Here is a 13,605-nt window from a genome sequence, read left to right as displayed (position 1 = left end):
ACCGGGTCGGTCACGTAATCCATCTCGCCACTGACCCTCGCTACCAGGCAGCGGCCCGAGGAGATCATCTCGACCGAGGGATGACGCCTGACACGCGCGTCTCAGGCCCGTGCCTCACGGTAGGGCCGGTTCGCGGCTAGCGCAGATGCCGGGCGAAGAACCTGGCCGCGTCCTCCCCTGCGAACTGCGGGACGCCGGTGTGCCCGCCCATGTTGGCGTGCAGCGTCTTCTCCTTGGAGCCGAAGGCGTCGAACAGGTCCAGGGCCGCCTGCCGGTCGTTGCCTTCGTCGTCCCACTGCAGCAGGACGTGCAGCGGAATGGTGACCCGGCGGGCCTCCTCGAACATGGCGCGAGGCACGAAACTCCCGGCGAAGAGGCCGGCGGCCACGATGCGCGGCTCGACCACCGCCAGCCGGACCCCGATGGAGATCACTCCCCCCGAGTACCCGACCGGGCCGCCGATCTCGGGCAGGGAGAGAAGGGCGTCAAGGGCGGCCTGCCATTCCGGGACCGCCTTGTCGACGAGCGGGAGGATGAGGGCGTCGATGATCTCGTCGCTGACCGGCTCGCCGGCTTGCACAGCCCGGCGCAGGTCGTCGCGTGCCTGCTCGGCGGCGGGCCAGCGGGGCCGGTCGCCGCTCCCGGGGAGCTCGATGGTGGCCGCGGCGAAGCCGTCCGCCGCGGCGTGCCTGGCCCGGGCCATCAGCCGGGGGTACATCTTGTGCAGTCCGAGCGTGGGGTGGCCGAGCAGGATCAGCGGGACCGGTGCGGATGCGGACGCGGATGCGGGCGTCCACAGGATGCCGGGGATGTCATCGAGGGTGAATGCGCGCTCGAGCACGCCGGCGTCGAGGCGCTGCTCAGAAGTGAATTGCATGGTCGTACCTTTCGGAGCGCTGCTGAACGGCGCTCCCGGACGACGACCTATCGCCCGACCGTGACCCCGGAGGGGAGCACCCATGTCGATTCTGCGTTCACGGGTACCACCTCCTCGTTCTCCGGCACGGCCTCCGGAACGTTAGCAGTGGCCGTCGTGGTCCGCCCAGCGGTTTTCACCAGCCGCGGACGGGTGGACGTAGCTGCCCTCCTCGAACGGGGTGAACCAGGTCCTGAACGCCATGGGCGCGACGCCGAGGGCCGGTCCGGCGTCGCTCTCGTCGATGCCGTCCATGGAGTCGTCGTAGAGCCACTCGTGGTCCATGTCCTCGTAGACGTTGCCGGCGAACGTCTCGAGTGCGGCCGAGACGCCGTCGTCGAGCAGCCCGTAGGTCTCCAGGGTCACGTTCGTCTCATGCAGCAGCAGCCTCAGCGCGAGTTCCTCGGCGACGCAGCTCAACTGCTGGAAGCTGCCGTTCGTGAAGCGGGTGGTCATCGCGATCACCGTCACCAGGAAGCGGCGGGCGAATCGGGCGTCGTACTGGAGGGCGTATCGCTCGGGTAGGTCCTCGAAGTGCCACAGGGGCTCGTTGCATTCCGCGGCGCTGGTGCCCTCCTCCGTCAGCGTCTGTACGTCTTGGAACAGCTCGTCCACCAGGACGTTCATCGTGTACACCAAGGCACCGGCGGCGAGTTTGGCGTCCTCCGGTGAGGTGCCGAACATCGTGGGCGGGAAGGAGCGCAGCTCGGCTGCCAGGGTCAGCATGTGATCGCGAACCGCCTCGGCGCCGTGGCTCTCCTTGCCCTCCTCGGGTTCGTCCTCGGTCGTGGGACGCTCGCTGTGGCGGGCCTTGCGGTCGGCCGGGTCGTCGGGCGGGGCATCGGGACCGTCGGCGGCGTCGAGGCTCTCCTGGGCGAGTTCCGGATGCAGTTCGACCTCGCATCGCGCGATCCGCCAGTCGGCCAACAGCTCGGACTGTTCCAGCAGTTCGCTCACGACCAGCCGCACCGCCTCCTCGGCGAGTTCCAGGGCCGAGGCATCCACGAACACCTTCAGGAGTGCTCCGCCCGGATGGACGGCCACGATGGCGTCGAGGAGTTCGGCCTCCCCGCCGTCGCCGGGCCCCTCGATGGCCTCGACCGAGTCGAAGCCGTCCTCGATGAGCGCCACGGCGCCGGCGCGCTGAAGCGGGTCCATCTCCGGAGTGTGCTCCGGGATGCGGGTGTCCACGGTCACTACGTATGTCACGCGGCCGATCTTCGCAGGGACACCCCGGGCGACGGGGCGAGGCCGGTCATCTCCCGTACGCGCGCTTCCAGCGCGCCCGGTGCCGGGGGTCTCCCTGTCCTCTGCCGTTCACCTCGCTCATGGCCATCAGGGAGGCCCCGTTGTTCCACATGCCAAGGTGATCGCGGTGCACCGCGAGGATGCCGTGCTGAACAGCGAACCTCTCGGACGGCCGGCTGAAGCGCGTGGTCGTCACGAACACCGCCAGGTCGGCCCCGAAGTGCACCTTGGCACCGAGCAGATCGCGTAACTCGCGACTCGCGATCGTGCTGCTCGGCGCATAGCGCTTGCACTGGATCACCATGGTCCGCCCGTCCGGGAGACAGCCGACGACGTCGGCGCCGTTGTCGTTCGCACCGCCCACCCGCCGCACCTGCGTGCAGCCGTCCCGTCGGCACAGGCTTGCGACCAGATCCTCGAACTCGGTGCCTGTCATCGCGTCCACCTCGGCGAGAGTCCGGTGCCCTGCCTTCACCGCCTCTTCCTGCCGCCAGACACGGTCCCGGCCGCGCACGAGCCGGTCCGTTCGCCACAGCCACCAACCCGCCGCACCGACGCCACCGAGGCCCAATGCACCCGCGATGTACGGCCACACGGACGACCAGAACACCACCAGCAGGACCAGCACCACACCGCCGCCGACCGCCAGCGCCTTCAGCCGCGCCGCCCGCCTCCTGCGGGCAGCCGCCCCACCACGTCTACGCCCCGCCACGATCGAAGCCCCTCCCCCAGAGTTCCGTGTACGGCAGTCTGAGCAGCCTGAGGCGGCGGCAGAAGGGCGCGAGTCGGCCATGGCCGGATTGGAATTGTCACCTCACTGTCCGTGCGTCTCGGGTCGGGCATGGGCGATCATGAGTGGATGGACGCTCGCTTCCTTGGTATCGCTGAGCTGGTCGAAGTTCCGTCCGTGGCGGTCGTGGTCGATGTCATGCGTGCTTTCACGGTGGCTGCCTGGGCCTTTTCCCAGGGGGCGGAAAAGATCGTTCTCGCTGAGTCGCTGGAGGAGGCCCTGGCGCTCAAGGCTCGTCACCCGGACTGGGTGGCGCTCAAGGACGGTCCGCCCGCGGTCGGGTTCGACGCCGTCAACTCGCCGGGGCTGCTGCGATCTGTTGACCTCGGCGGACGGACCGTGGTGCAGAAGACCACGGCGGGGACGGTAGGTGCCCTTGCGGTCAAGGAGGCGTCGCTGGTGCTGTGCGCCGGCTTCGTGGTGGCGGAGGCGACGGCTCGGCTCTTGCGGGCACGTGAGTGTGACAGCGCCACGTTCGTCGTCACCGGCGAGGATGGGCGAGCCGATGAAGATCTGGCGTGCGCCGAGTACATCGCTCAGAGGGCCGCCGGGGCCGGGACGGAGGCAGCTGAGTTTCTCCGGCGTGCCGCCAAGTCGCGTGCCGCCGCCGAGCTGGCGGAGGGGGTACGTCAAGGAGTTCATCCTGATGACGTGGAGCTCTGCCTTGAGCTCGACCGGTTCCCCTTCGCCATGGTGGCGGCCTTGGAGGACTCAGTCATGGTCCTGCGTCCGTGCGCGCCGGCGCGCTGAGGCATCACGAGGAGACGGCCACCTCTGCCCATACCGTTTTACCGACGGGCCTACGAGGCTCCGTCCCCCAGCGCACGGCCAGCACATCGACCAGGAGCAGTCCCCGGCCGGACTCGCCCTCGGGGTGCGAGGAGGGTGGGGCCGTGGGTGGGCGCTTCGTGGTGGCGGCGTCCGCGACCTCGATGCGGGTCAGGCCCGTCGCCGCGTCGAGGGTGAGGCGGAGGCTGAAGTCGTGGCCGGGGACTCTGCCGTGCTGTACGGCGTTCGCCGCGAGTTCGGCGACGACGAGGGCGACCGTGCAGGACGCGTCGGACTCCGGCGGGTGGCCCCACTCCTCCATGCGCCGGACGGCGAGGCGGCGGGCGAGCTGCGCGCCTCGCGGTGAGGAGGCGAACTGCGCTGCGAATGAGCGGAGTTCGGGGGTGGTCGTTCCTGGCGTCACGGCTTGTCCGTCCTTGCGCGTCGAGCTTGAGGTATTCCGTGCGGTGCATGAGTCGTCACGTTCCGTGCTCAAGAGTGGTCTGATCGCCCTACGCTCGACAGGTGACACAGGCTTACTTTTCAGTCCGTAAGGAACGGAAGTGACGCTTTGGCCAATGGAATTGACCCCAGTGCGTCGATGGCGGCCCTGTTCGGAGCGAGGGTTCGCAGGCTCCGTACGGCGGCCGGCCTGACCCAGGCCGAACTCGGTGACCGCACGCACGTGGTGAGTACTCGGATCACGCAGATCGAGCGGGCGTCCGGAGCGAAGCCGACGCTGGAGTTGGCGCGTGCGCTGGATGCCGCTCTTGGCGCGGACGACCTGCTGGTGGAGTTGTGGCCTTACGTGTATCGGGAGGCGTTTCCGGACTGGTCGCGTAGGTTCATGGAGTACTCGGAGCGGGCGGCGAACATTTGGCAGTACGCCGCTCATGTGGTGCCCGGTCTGTTGCAGACAGAGGACTATGCACGTGCCGTTCTCGGCCTGGACGCTCTGTTGGACGGCGAAGAGCAGTGGGAGGAACGGGTTGCAGCCCGTATGGGACGGCAGGAACGGCTGAGTGCGACCGACCGGCCGGAGCTCTGGGTGATCCTGGACGAAGCGGTACTGAGGCGTCCGATCGGCGGCCATGCCGTGATGCGGAAGCAGTTGGCACGGCTGCTTGACGCTGCAGCGGAGCGCCACATCACCGTGCAGGTTCTGCCGTTCGACCAAGGCGGGCACGAGGCGATGGGCGGCTCGCTGACGATCCTGATCCTGCCGGACGGCTCGGAAGTGGCCTACACAGAAGGTTCGGACTACGGCCAACTCATCGAGGATCCGGCCAACGTGAGCCGCTACAGGGTGATTTACGATCGGCTACGGGCGGCAGCCCTGCCCCCGCTCATGTCACTCGACATGATCCGGTCCACGTTGGAGGGCAACTACCGTGGCTCGAATCTCCCGTCCCGATCTGAACGGCGTCGTCTGGCGCAGGAGCAGCTACAGCAATCAGGCGGGGGGCGACTGCGTGGAGGTGGCCGACCGCTTCCAGGCGTCCGTCGTCCCCGTCCGTGACAGCAAAGCTCCCCACGGCCCGGCGCTCTGCTTCGAAGCCGCGTCCTGGACCGCCTTCATAGGCGGGCTGAAGGCCTGACGTCGACTCGCCGGGCCCTTGTCCGCGAGGGTCCGGCGAGCCGCTGACCTCCCTGAAGAACCGGGGGAAAGAACTACCCGCCCACCCACCCTCCCCGGTCAGGCGGCCCGCGTCACCCGTCCGAGTGACCGGCTTGCAGCGGCGGGTAACGGGCCGTTACGTTCGCCGCGACAACCGCAAACAGATACGGCCCCCGGCCGGGACTGGCATCCCGATCGAGGGCCTGACCGATCAGGAAGAAGCAACCTTCCCGATGGATGACTCGCAGTCTAACGCGCGCCTGCGCGCTGCCGCCGGAGCTCCGACCACCGGCGTGATCCACGTACGCACCCGGCTGACCGCCGACTTCACCGTGCTCTCCAACGCCCTCGCCCAGCGACGCGGCAGCGCCGTCACGGTCGGCGTCGCGGCGTACATCTCCTCCCTGCCCGACGGCTCCCCGGTGAGCATCGCCGCCCTGTGCGAGCACTTCAGCGAGGGGGAGATCCTCATCTCGCGGGCGCTCAGGGAGCTCGAAGCGGCCGGGTATCTGGAACGGCGCCGCGAGCGAACGCCCACCGGGCAGGTGCGTACCCGGACGTTCTTCTACGACGTACCCGGCGGCGCCTCCGACGACGAGCCACCCGAGCCGCCGAAACCGCCCCGGCCCCGGAAGCAGCCCGCCGCTACAGCGCCCGTCCTGGCAGAGGCAGAGACAGAAGCAGAGCCAGAGGTGCCGGTCCCGCTCTCCGACGCGGACCCTCGCGCCGTCGCCGTACTCGCCGCCCTGCGCCAGGTCGACTCCCGCCTCGTCCTGTCCACGCAGGAAGCCGCTCGCCTCGCCCCGGCCGTCAGTCGGTGGCTCGCGGCAGGGCTCTTGCCGACACAGGTCACGGAGCACCTCACCACCGGGCTCCCGGACCGTTTCCTGGCCCGTCCCGCCGGCATCCTCGGTTACCGGCTCAAGGAGACTCCCCTGCCCTCACCCGTCAGAAGCGTTGAGTCCACGGTGCGTGCGGCGGTCGTCCCCATGTGGAACTGCGACGGCTGCGACCGGGGGTTCCGAGCGGCGGAACCCGGCCGCTGCCGGGACTGCCGGTCTCCGGGCCGGCTTCCTGCGGTCGGCTGAGCCGATGACTGGGTGTGCGGTCCACCCGCAGGTGGGAGGCTTGATGTGGCACGATGCAAAGCCCGGTGTCAGGAGGAGGTGGGGCATGGTCGACAGATTCACGGACGGACTTCTGACGCCCACGGAAACAGCCTCCTACCTCGAAATTCCGCAGTCGACTCTCACCTCGTGGCTCAAGGGCAGGGCCGCCGGAGCACCGCTGGTCCACCAGGTCGAGCCGGTGCGGAAGGGACAGCCTTCGGTGCCGTTCATCGCGGTGGCCGAGGCGCACGTACTGCGTTCCCTGCGTTCCCTGGGGCTCCGTATGAGCGAGATCAGGCAGGCGGCTGCCGCCGTACGGGACGCCTTCGACACCCCCTATGGTCTTGTGTCCCAGCGGATCGCCACGGATGGCGTGGACATTTTCATCGAGCACGGTTTGGGAGATCTCCGCAGAGCGCGCGACGGCCAGGTCCCCATCCAGGAGGTGGTCTCCGACTACCTCCGCTACCTCACCTGGGAGCCGGGCGACGATTTCCCCTCCAGCCTGCGTCTGAGGCAGTACCCGGACTCCGTCCCCGTCGTGATCGACCCCAGGTTCGGCCACGGTCTCCCTGTGGTGGCCTCCAACCGCGTCACGGTCCAGGCCATCACCGACCTTTGGGAGGCCGGGGAGACCGTCGAGGACATCGCGTACGACTACGACATGACGCCTGAGCAGGTGGACGCGCTCTGCCAGGCCGTGGTGCACCTTGTCGCCTGAGTTCTTCCTCGACCGGAATCTCGGGCGTCGTGTGGCGGAGGGGCTGCGAGCGTGCGGGTGGACGGTTCACCGCATCGGGGACGTCTTTCCGGACGACGGACAGGACGTCCCCGATGAGGAGTGGATCACTCACGGTCTCGACCGTTCCTGGGTCCCGTTGTCCAAGGACGGGCGGATCAAGACCCGGGACCTCGAGATCCGTCCCGTTCTGGAACGCGAGGCCGTCCTGTTCTACCTGGACAACCAGCAGCTTCGCAGCGCAGAGATGGTCGACCGGCTCGCTGGGCGCCGGGACGCGATCCACCGGGCCGTAGAGAAGGGCGGTCCGGCGGCCTACGCCGTACGACACGACCGGATCGAGCGCACCTGGCCTTGACCGGCCCCCAACACCAGGTCAGTCGGACAACCGGTCCTCGATCAGTGCCCTGAACTCCTCGTACGAACCCGGGTTGCTGATTCGTTCGCCGTCGAGGAAGAACGTCGGGGTGCCCTGTACGCCCAGGGCGAGGCCGTCGCGCTGGTCGGACTGGACTCGGCCGGCCAGGTCGGGGTCGGCGAGGGCCGTGTCGAACTTCCGCATGTTCAGGCCGAGGTCCTTGGCGTAGCCGCGGAAGACGTCCTGTTTCCAGTCCTGGGACTCGCCCCACTCCTTCTGCGTGGTGAACAGCTTGTTGTACATCTCCTCGAACTTGCCCTGACGGGCCGCGGCCTCGGCGGTGCGGGCGGAGAGTTCGCCGTTGCGGTGGCCGGGCATGGGGAAGTAGCGGGCGACGAAGGTGACGCGGTCGCCGTACTCCTCGCGGAGCTTCTCGACGACCGGGTAGTACGCGCCGCACGCCTCGCATTCGAAGTCGAGGAATTCGACGACGGTCAGTTCGCTCTTCTTCGGGGCGGTGAGGCGGTGGCTGGAGTCGCGTACATGCTTGGCATCGGCGGCGGGGAGTGCGTCCAGGGCGCCGCTGCCGCCCTTGTCGTCGGGGGCGAGGAGCAGGTAGGAGCCGAGCGCCGCGGCGAAGCCGGCCAGGAGTACGGCGGCGACGATCAGGTTTTTCTTGAGTTTGTTCATGGGTCTTCCTCGGTGCGGGGGCGGTGGCCGATCGCGTCGGACCGACCGCCTCGCGTCACGCCCGTCAGGGCAGGAGGAGACCGCCGGTCGGCAACGGCCGGAGAAGGGGGAAGGGCGCGCGCTCGCGGGGTGGGGGTGCCCGGCCCTCGGGCAGGCGGGCCGGCACGGTCGATCGCAGGGGTGTCGTGTTCTCGCGGGCGTGGACGCGTGGGCCGGTGGTGCCGTGGGGACAGCGGAGCAGCGGCCGGAGCAGGAGGAGCAGCAGCAGGCGGCGTACGACGGTCGGCAACGACGCGGCCTGCCAGAGCAGTTGCTCGGTCACGCCCAGGAGGCGGGCGGTGAGGAGCATGGTGATCAGGTGGCCGGCCAGCAGGATCCCGGTGGGCGGACTCGCGTCGGGACCGTGCTCCGCCCAGGCCGCGTGGCAGGCGCCGGGGAGCGTGTAGGCGAGGTGGGAGGTGATCTGTGCGGCGGTGAGGGCGCCGGCCACTTGGGTGTCCGTGAGCCTTCGACGGGTCAGGACCGCTGCGGCTGGCACGGCGACGGCCGCGATCGCAGCGACCACCATCCAACGGGGAGCATGACACCGGCTCAGGACGTGTCCCGTCAGCGGCAGCAGCACGCACAGCACCGCCAGCACACCGGCCCGCAACCCGCGCAGCGCGCCGGACGCCGGGGAGGCGGGGCCGGTCAGGCGGAACGGTCGCACGGGGCTGGGCCTCCGATGAGGGATCCGACGTGGCTGTCGGGCGCGGCCGAAGGGGCGCGCACCCTTTCAGCAGCGTACTCAGCCTCGTCCACCCCGTTACCGCGGGGCGTCGCCCCTAGGACAGCAGCCCGGCCAGCGTCCCCGCCAGGGTGAGAGTGAGGAAGGCCGCGCCCCAGGCCATGGCGTGGCGGATCCAGCGGTACTTGAGCCAGGCCGTGCGGGACAGGATCTCCGGGCGGGCCTGGTCGCCGGTGTCCGGGCGGGGCCTCGCGGCCAGGCTCAGGAGGACGAGGGACGGGGCGCAGGCGGCGCAGCCGGTCCAGAGCAGGAGTTGGGGGAGCACGGCGTACTGGGCGGGTGTGATGACGCCGACCGTCATCGCGCCGAGCAGGGCGGTCAGGGCCGCGCCGAGGACGGCCAAGATCAGTTCGGCGCGGCTGTCGGCCTTGGCGAGTTCCTCGCGGGCCTCGGTCAGGAGCTCCCGGTTCGTCGCTTCCGCCGTCGTGCGTTCGCCTTCGAGTGTGGTCATGGGTTCCCCTCCCCCTCGCCGATCACCACTCGATCATCCGCTGATCAGCGGCTTTCCCGGGTACCCAGAAAGGGCCGGGCCACGCCGGGCGTCAGGTGTTCCACGTCTCGTCGTACGGGTCGTGCGGTGTGGGGACGGGGCGGGCGCGGGTGACCTCGACGTAGGGGATCGGGCCGTCGTTGACCGGGTCCTTGGTCCGGCGGGGCGTGTACCGGCCGGTGACCTCCAGCCAGGTGTCCGGGGCGAGGACCGGGGGGACGTTGCCGGTCAGGGCGATCTTGACCGGCTGGGCGTCGGCGGCGCAGCAGTTGAGGCCCATGCGGACCAGGTAGGGGGCGCCTGAGCGGTCCAGCGTGACGAAGCCGGTGATTTTCAGCTCGCGGTCGTGGAGGGAACGGCCGTTGTCGTAGACGGCTCGGCCCGCGTAGTCGGCCACGCCGAGGCGGAGAGGGGCGTCGCCCTCGGGGAGGCCCGGGAAGCCGAAGGGTTTTGTGAGGGCCGTGCCCGTGTGGGAGGCGCTGTAGGAGCCGAGGGCCGGTGGGGCGACCAGGATCAGGGCCAGGACGGGGAGGGCGAGCAGCCAGGAGATGCGGGGCTCGTGGTGGTGCTCGTGGTGCGCGTGTCCGGGTGTGCTGCGGCGTTCGTACCAGAGCGTCGCCGCCGCCGTCGCGATGAGGACGGCGCCCGCGAGCAGGACCAGCGGGCGCAGGCCCGACTTGACGTAGCGGAGGTAGAGGTCGGTCGTGCCGGCGTGCAGCAGGGTCGCGCCGAGCAGGAACAGGAGGGCCGACTGGGCCAGGCGGTTCACAGCAGGACCGTTCCGGTCAGGGCCGACACGACGACGGCCAGGGCGAAGGTCGCGGGGGCGAAGCGCAGGGCGAAGGCGCGGCCGAAGGTGCCCGCCTGCATCGCGAAGAGCTTCAGGTCGATCATCGGGCCCACGACCAGGAACGTCAGACGGGCCGTCAGCGAGAACTGGGTGAGGGACGCCGCCACGAACGCGTCCGCCTCCGAGCAGATGGACAACAGGACGGCGAGTGCCGCGAGGGCCAGGATCGAGAACAGGGGGTTGCCTGCCGCCGCTTGCAGCCAGTCCTCCGGTACGACCGCCTTGAGGGTGGCCGCGGCCATCGCGCCGACCACCAGGAACCCGCCCGCGTGCATCACGTCGTGCCGCACCGAGCCCCAGAACGCCGCCCCCTTGCTTTGGCCTTCGTACGAGGACCTGGCCGGGGGCCGCAGCCAGTCGGTGCGGCCGAGGCGGTGCCAGAGCCAGCCCATCGCGCAGGCCACCAGCAGGCTCGCGACGAAGCGGGCCAGGACCATCTCCGGGTTGCCGGGGAAGGCCACGGCCGTCGCCGTCAGCACGATCGGGTTGATGGCCGGTGCGGAGAGGAGGAAGGCCAGGGCGGCGGCCGGGGTGACCCCTCGGCGGACCAGGGCTCCGGCGACCGGCACCGAGGCGCACTCGCAGCCCGGCAGGACCGCGCCCGCCACGCCCGCGACCGGGACCGCGAGGGCCGGGTGTTTCGGCAGGGCCCTGGCGAAGAAGGACGGCGGTACGAACACCGCGATCGCCGCCGACAGCAGCACACCGAGCACCAGGAACGGCAGGGCCTGGACCATGACCGCGACGAACACCGTCATCCAGCTCTGCATCACCGGTGCCGACAGGGCGCCGCGGATGGTGTCCTGGAGCATCACGGCCGTGAGCAGGAGGAGGGTGAGCAGGAGGGCCGGGTTGAGGTGCCGGCCGTCTTCCGGGCGGTTGGCCGGTGACTTCGTCGCCGCGATCTCGTGGGGCGAGTGGGTCCCGGCGGTCCCGTCGGTCTCGTCGTTCTCTTCGGTCTCCTGCGGGGCGGGTTTCGTGGTGGCCACCGGCCCGGTACCTCCGGTCGTGCGCACGGGCATTGCCTCCCCTTCCCTACGGCCGGGGCACGGCGGGCGTTCAGTCCCCGCTGTTCCTTCTGGAAACCAGCCGTCCGGGTGAGGCAGTCTTCTCCCTTGTGGGGAGCGTTCCGAACCAAGGTCAGCCAGGTGATCCGGCCACGCACATGATCGTGTGCGGTGACGACGGGCTCGCGCACCGGCTGGCCGCCGAACTCCGAGGCGTCTACGGAGAACAGGTCACGCTCGTCGTGCCACCCTCGGGGCGCCGGGTGCGGCAGCCGGTGGTCGGACGGGCCCGGGCCGCCTCCGCGGCGCTGTTCGACCGGGTCAGCGCTGCCGTCAACCGGGCGGGCACGGGCGGCGCCGAACCGGCCGCGAACGAGCAGGTCGTGGAGGCCGCTGAGGTCACCGAGGCGGTGCTCACCGAGGTGGGTGCCGACCGGGCGGCGGCGCTGGCGCTCGTGTACGACGACGACGAGACCAACATCCGCGCCGCCCTCACCGCCCGCCGCCTCAACCCCAGCCTGCGACTCGTACTGCGGCTCTACAACCGGCGGTTGGGGCAGCACATCGAGGAACTGCTCGACCAGACGGCGGCGGTGGCCTCCGGGGCGGGGCCGGGTGCGGGACTGGACGCGTCGACGACCGTGCTGTCCGACGCCGACACGGCCGCCCCCGCGCTGGCCGCCACGGCGCTCGTCGGCACCAGCAAGGTCGTGCAGACCGAAGGGCTCGTGCTGCGGGCCGTGGAGCGGCAGCCGCCGCGGCCGGGCGAGGTGGCCGATCCGGGGCTGTGCACGCTGGCGCTGCTGTCCACGACGAGCAACGACCCGGCGGGCGCGGACGGTTCGGAGGGGAGCGGGGAGCACGGGCCGCAACTGCTGCCGGACGAGATGGCGGTGGCGTCGGCGACCGGGCGCGGGACGGTGGTCCTGGAGCAGGTGGCGTACTCGGGGCCGTCGCTGCCCGCGGGGCGGGGCGGTGTGCCGCCGTTCGCCTCGTTGTTCTCGCGGCGGCTGCGGTGGTCGCTGGCGGGGCTGGTGGGGTGTGTGCTGGCGCTCGCCGTCGCGTTGATGTTCGTGACCGGTGAGCATCCGCTGTACGCCACGTACGTCACCCTGCTCGACCTGTTCGGCATCAACGATCCCGCGTACCACGCCTCGACCGGGCGGCAGATCCTGCAACTGCTGTCCGGTCTGGTGGGGTTGCTGCTGCTGCCGGTGCTGCTCGCCGCGGTGCTGGAGGCGCTGGGCACGTTCCGCAGCGCCTCCACGCTGCGGAAGCCGCCGCGGGGGCTCGGGGGGCACGTGGTGCTGCTCGGACTCGGCAAGATCGGGACGCGGGTGCTGACGCGGCTGCGCGAGCTGCACATTCCCGTGGTGTGCGTCGAGTCCGATCCGGAGGCGCGAGGCATGGCCACGGCGCGGCGGCTGCGGGTGCCGGTGGTGCTCGGGGACGTCACGCAGGAAGGGGTGCTGGAGGCCGCGAAGATCCATCGGGCGCATGCGTTGCTGGCGTTGACCAGTGCGGACACCACGAATCTGGAGGCCTCGCTGTACGCCCGGTCCGTGCGGCCCGATCTGCGGGTGGTGCTGCGGCTGTACGACGACGACTTCGCGACCGCGGTGTACCGGACCCTGCGGGCCGCGCATCCGTTCGCCCTGACGCGGAGCCGGAGTGTGTCGCATCTGGCGGCGCCCGCGTTCGCCGGGGCGATGATGGGGCGGCAGATTCTGGGGGCGATTCCGGTGGAGCGGCGGGTGTTGCTGTTCGCGGAGGTGGATGTGGCCGGGCATCCGCAGTTGGAGGGGCGGACGGTGGGGGAGGCGTTTCGGGCCGGGGCGTGGCGGGTGCTGGCGCTCAACACGGCGCGGGGGGAGGGCGAGAGTGTGGAGGAGGACGGGGCGTCTGCCTCGGGGCTGGTGTGGGATCTGCCTCCTGGGTATGTGCTCGGGCCTGGGGATCGGGTGGTGTTGGCGGCGACTCGGCGGGGGCTTGCGGAGTTGCTGGGGCGGAGGGGGAGGGAGCGGGCGGGGGCGTGACTCCGAGCGGTGTCTCTCTACGGCTCGGCGTCACAAGGTGCCCGGCGCCGGTGCAGGGGCCGGGGCGTTCGCGCAACCCGGCGCAGCGGGGTGCCGCCCGCGCCCACCCGTGCCGCCCCAGGCGGCACGACTGCCCGCGGACAGCAAGCACCCCCCAAGGGGCGCGGGGAACTGCGCGATCGGCCACCGCGCACCCGCA

16 protein-coding genes are annotated in these 13,605 nt (G+C 70.5%); 7 read left to right on the top strand and 9 right to left on the bottom strand.

The window, feature by feature from the left end; genetic code table 11:
* Nucleotides 1-136: 136 nt before the first annotated feature.
* The 3 genes from ABZ016_RS10940 to ABZ016_RS10930 form a co-directional block, all read right to left on the bottom strand.
* Nucleotides 137-877, bottom strand: a complete 741-nt coding sequence (locus ABZ016_RS10940; RefSeq protein ID WP_356916238.1) for an alpha/beta hydrolase — start codon at nucleotides 875-877, stop codon at nucleotides 137-139.
* A 141-nt stretch (nucleotides 878-1,018) separates the two neighbouring features.
* Nucleotides 1,019-2,125: a hypothetical protein gene (locus tag ABZ016_RS10935; RefSeq protein WP_356916237.1), complete on the bottom strand. Its 1,107-nt coding sequence runs from the start codon at nucleotides 2,123-2,125 to the stop codon at nucleotides 1,019-1,021.
* A gap of 46 nt (nucleotides 2,126-2,171) precedes the next feature.
* A complete protein-coding gene (locus tag ABZ016_RS10930) occupies nucleotides 2,172-2,876 on the bottom strand; it encodes a restriction endonuclease (protein WP_356916236.1) in 705 nt (234 codons plus the stop codon).
* Nucleotides 2,877-3,023: 147 nt separating this feature from the next.
* Between ABZ016_RS10930 and ABZ016_RS10925 the strand changes: the two genes are divergently transcribed.
* Nucleotides 3,024-3,704, top strand: a complete 681-nt coding sequence (locus ABZ016_RS10925) for a 2-phosphosulfolactate phosphatase (RefSeq protein WP_356916235.1) — start codon at nucleotides 3,024-3,026, stop codon at nucleotides 3,702-3,704.
* A 4-nt stretch (nucleotides 3,705-3,708) separates the two neighbouring features.
* Here the strand turns inward: ABZ016_RS10925 and ABZ016_RS10920 are convergent, their stop codons facing one another.
* Nucleotides 3,709-4,146, bottom strand: a complete 438-nt coding sequence (locus tag ABZ016_RS10920) for an ATP-binding protein (RefSeq protein WP_356916234.1) — start codon at nucleotides 4,144-4,146, stop codon at nucleotides 3,709-3,711.
* A gap of 177 nt (nucleotides 4,147-4,323) precedes the next feature.
* Here ABZ016_RS10920 and ABZ016_RS10915 point away from each other — a divergent pair, with 177 nt between their 5' ends.
* From ABZ016_RS10915 to ABZ016_RS10895, 5 genes are all read left to right on the top strand, one after another.
* The gene (locus ABZ016_RS10915) at nucleotides 4,324-5,241 is read left to right on the top strand and encodes a helix-turn-helix transcriptional regulator (RefSeq protein ID WP_356916233.1); all 918 of its coding nucleotides are present in this window, start codon (nucleotides 4,324-4,326) and stop codon (nucleotides 5,239-5,241) included.
* A complete protein-coding gene (locus tag ABZ016_RS10910; protein WP_356916232.1) occupies nucleotides 5,195-5,320 on the top strand; it encodes a DUF397 domain-containing protein in 126 nt (41 codons plus the stop codon). Before ABZ016_RS10915 ends, ABZ016_RS10910 begins: the two co-directional genes overlap by 47 nt.
* A 253-nt stretch (nucleotides 5,321-5,573) precedes the next feature.
* On the top strand, nucleotides 5,574-6,428 hold the full coding sequence (locus ABZ016_RS10905; RefSeq protein WP_356916231.1) for a hypothetical protein: 855 nt from the start codon (nucleotides 5,574-5,576) through the stop codon (nucleotides 6,426-6,428).
* 85 nt (nucleotides 6,429-6,513) lie between these two features.
* A complete protein-coding gene (locus ABZ016_RS10900) occupies nucleotides 6,514-7,170 on the top strand; it encodes a DUF433 domain-containing protein (RefSeq protein WP_356916230.1) in 657 nt (218 codons plus the stop codon).
* Nucleotides 7,160-7,546 (top strand): toxin-antitoxin system, toxin component, PIN family protein, encoded by a 387-nt coding sequence (locus tag ABZ016_RS10895; protein ID WP_356916229.1) that lies wholly within the window; start codon nucleotides 7,160-7,162, stop codon nucleotides 7,544-7,546. The genes ABZ016_RS10900 and ABZ016_RS10895 overlap by 11 nt, the downstream gene beginning before the upstream one ends.
* 18 nt (nucleotides 7,547-7,564) lie before the next feature.
* Here ABZ016_RS10895 and ABZ016_RS10890 read toward each other — a convergent pair whose 3' ends face one another.
* From ABZ016_RS10890 to ABZ016_RS10870, 5 genes are all read right to left on the bottom strand, one after another.
* Nucleotides 7,565-8,236, bottom strand: coding sequence for a thioredoxin domain-containing protein (locus ABZ016_RS10890; protein ID WP_356916228.1), 672 nt, complete (start codon nucleotides 8,234-8,236; stop codon nucleotides 7,565-7,567).
* Nucleotides 8,237-8,300: 64 nt separating this feature from the next.
* Entirely contained in the window at nucleotides 8,301-8,945 is a 645-nt protein-coding gene (locus ABZ016_RS10885) for a hypothetical protein (RefSeq protein WP_356916227.1), read from the bottom strand.
* A gap of 115 nt (nucleotides 8,946-9,060) precedes the next feature.
* On the bottom strand, nucleotides 9,061-9,474 hold the full coding sequence (locus tag ABZ016_RS10880) for a hypothetical protein (protein ID WP_356916226.1): 414 nt from the start codon (nucleotides 9,472-9,474) through the stop codon (nucleotides 9,061-9,063).
* A 91-nt stretch (nucleotides 9,475-9,565) separates the two neighbouring features.
* Nucleotides 9,566-10,282, bottom strand: a complete 717-nt coding sequence (locus ABZ016_RS10875) for a TIGR03943 family protein (RefSeq protein WP_356916225.1) — start codon at nucleotides 10,280-10,282, stop codon at nucleotides 9,566-9,568.
* Nucleotides 10,279-11,352: a permease gene (locus ABZ016_RS10870; protein WP_356916224.1), complete on the bottom strand. Its 1,074-nt coding sequence runs from the start codon at nucleotides 11,350-11,352 to the stop codon at nucleotides 10,279-10,281. Before ABZ016_RS10870 ends, ABZ016_RS10875 begins: the two co-directional genes overlap by 4 nt.
* Before the next feature lie 176 nt (nucleotides 11,353-11,528).
* Between ABZ016_RS10870 and ABZ016_RS10865 the strand changes: the two genes are divergently transcribed.
* Nucleotides 11,529-13,406, top strand: a complete 1,878-nt coding sequence (locus ABZ016_RS10865) for an NAD-binding protein (protein WP_356916223.1) — start codon at nucleotides 11,529-11,531, stop codon at nucleotides 13,404-13,406.
* The last annotated feature ends 199 nt before the right edge of the window (nucleotides 13,407-13,605 follow it).

Source organism: Streptomyces sp. NPDC006372 (assembly GCF_040612515.1).
Taxonomy (GTDB): Bacteria; Actinomycetota; Actinomycetes; order Streptomycetales; family Streptomycetaceae; genus Streptomyces.
This window is presented reverse-complemented; position numbering and strand designations above follow the sequence as displayed.

Excerpts from the sequence above, each read along its gene's own strand:
- ABZ016_RS10940 (WP_356916238.1), bottom strand. The coding sequence starts at position 877 with ATGCAATTCACTTCTGAGCAGCGCCTCGACGCCGGCGTGCTCGAGCGC.
- ABZ016_RS10925 (WP_356916235.1), top strand. The coding sequence starts at position 3,024 with ATGGACGCTCGCTTCCTTGGTATCGCTGAGCTGGTCGAAGTTCCGTCC.
- ABZ016_RS10915 (WP_356916233.1), top strand. The coding sequence starts at position 4,324 with ATGGCGGCCCTGTTCGGAGCGAGGGTTCGCAGGCTCCGTACGGCGGCC.
- ABZ016_RS10905 (WP_356916231.1), top strand. The coding sequence starts at position 5,574 with ATGGATGACTCGCAGTCTAACGCGCGCCTGCGCGCTGCCGCCGGAGCT.
- ABZ016_RS10900 (WP_356916230.1), top strand. The coding sequence starts at position 6,514 with ATGGTCGACAGATTCACGGACGGACTTCTGACGCCCACGGAAACAGCC.
- ABZ016_RS10890 (WP_356916228.1), bottom strand. The coding sequence starts at position 8,236 with ATGAACAAACTCAAGAAAAACCTGATCGTCGCCGCCGTACTCCTGGCC.
- ABZ016_RS10880 (WP_356916226.1), bottom strand. The coding sequence starts at position 9,474 with ATGACCACACTCGAAGGCGAACGCACGACGGCGGAAGCGACGAACCGG.
- ABZ016_RS10865 (WP_356916223.1), top strand. The coding sequence starts at position 11,529 with ATGATCGTGTGCGGTGACGACGGGCTCGCGCACCGGCTGGCCGCCGAA.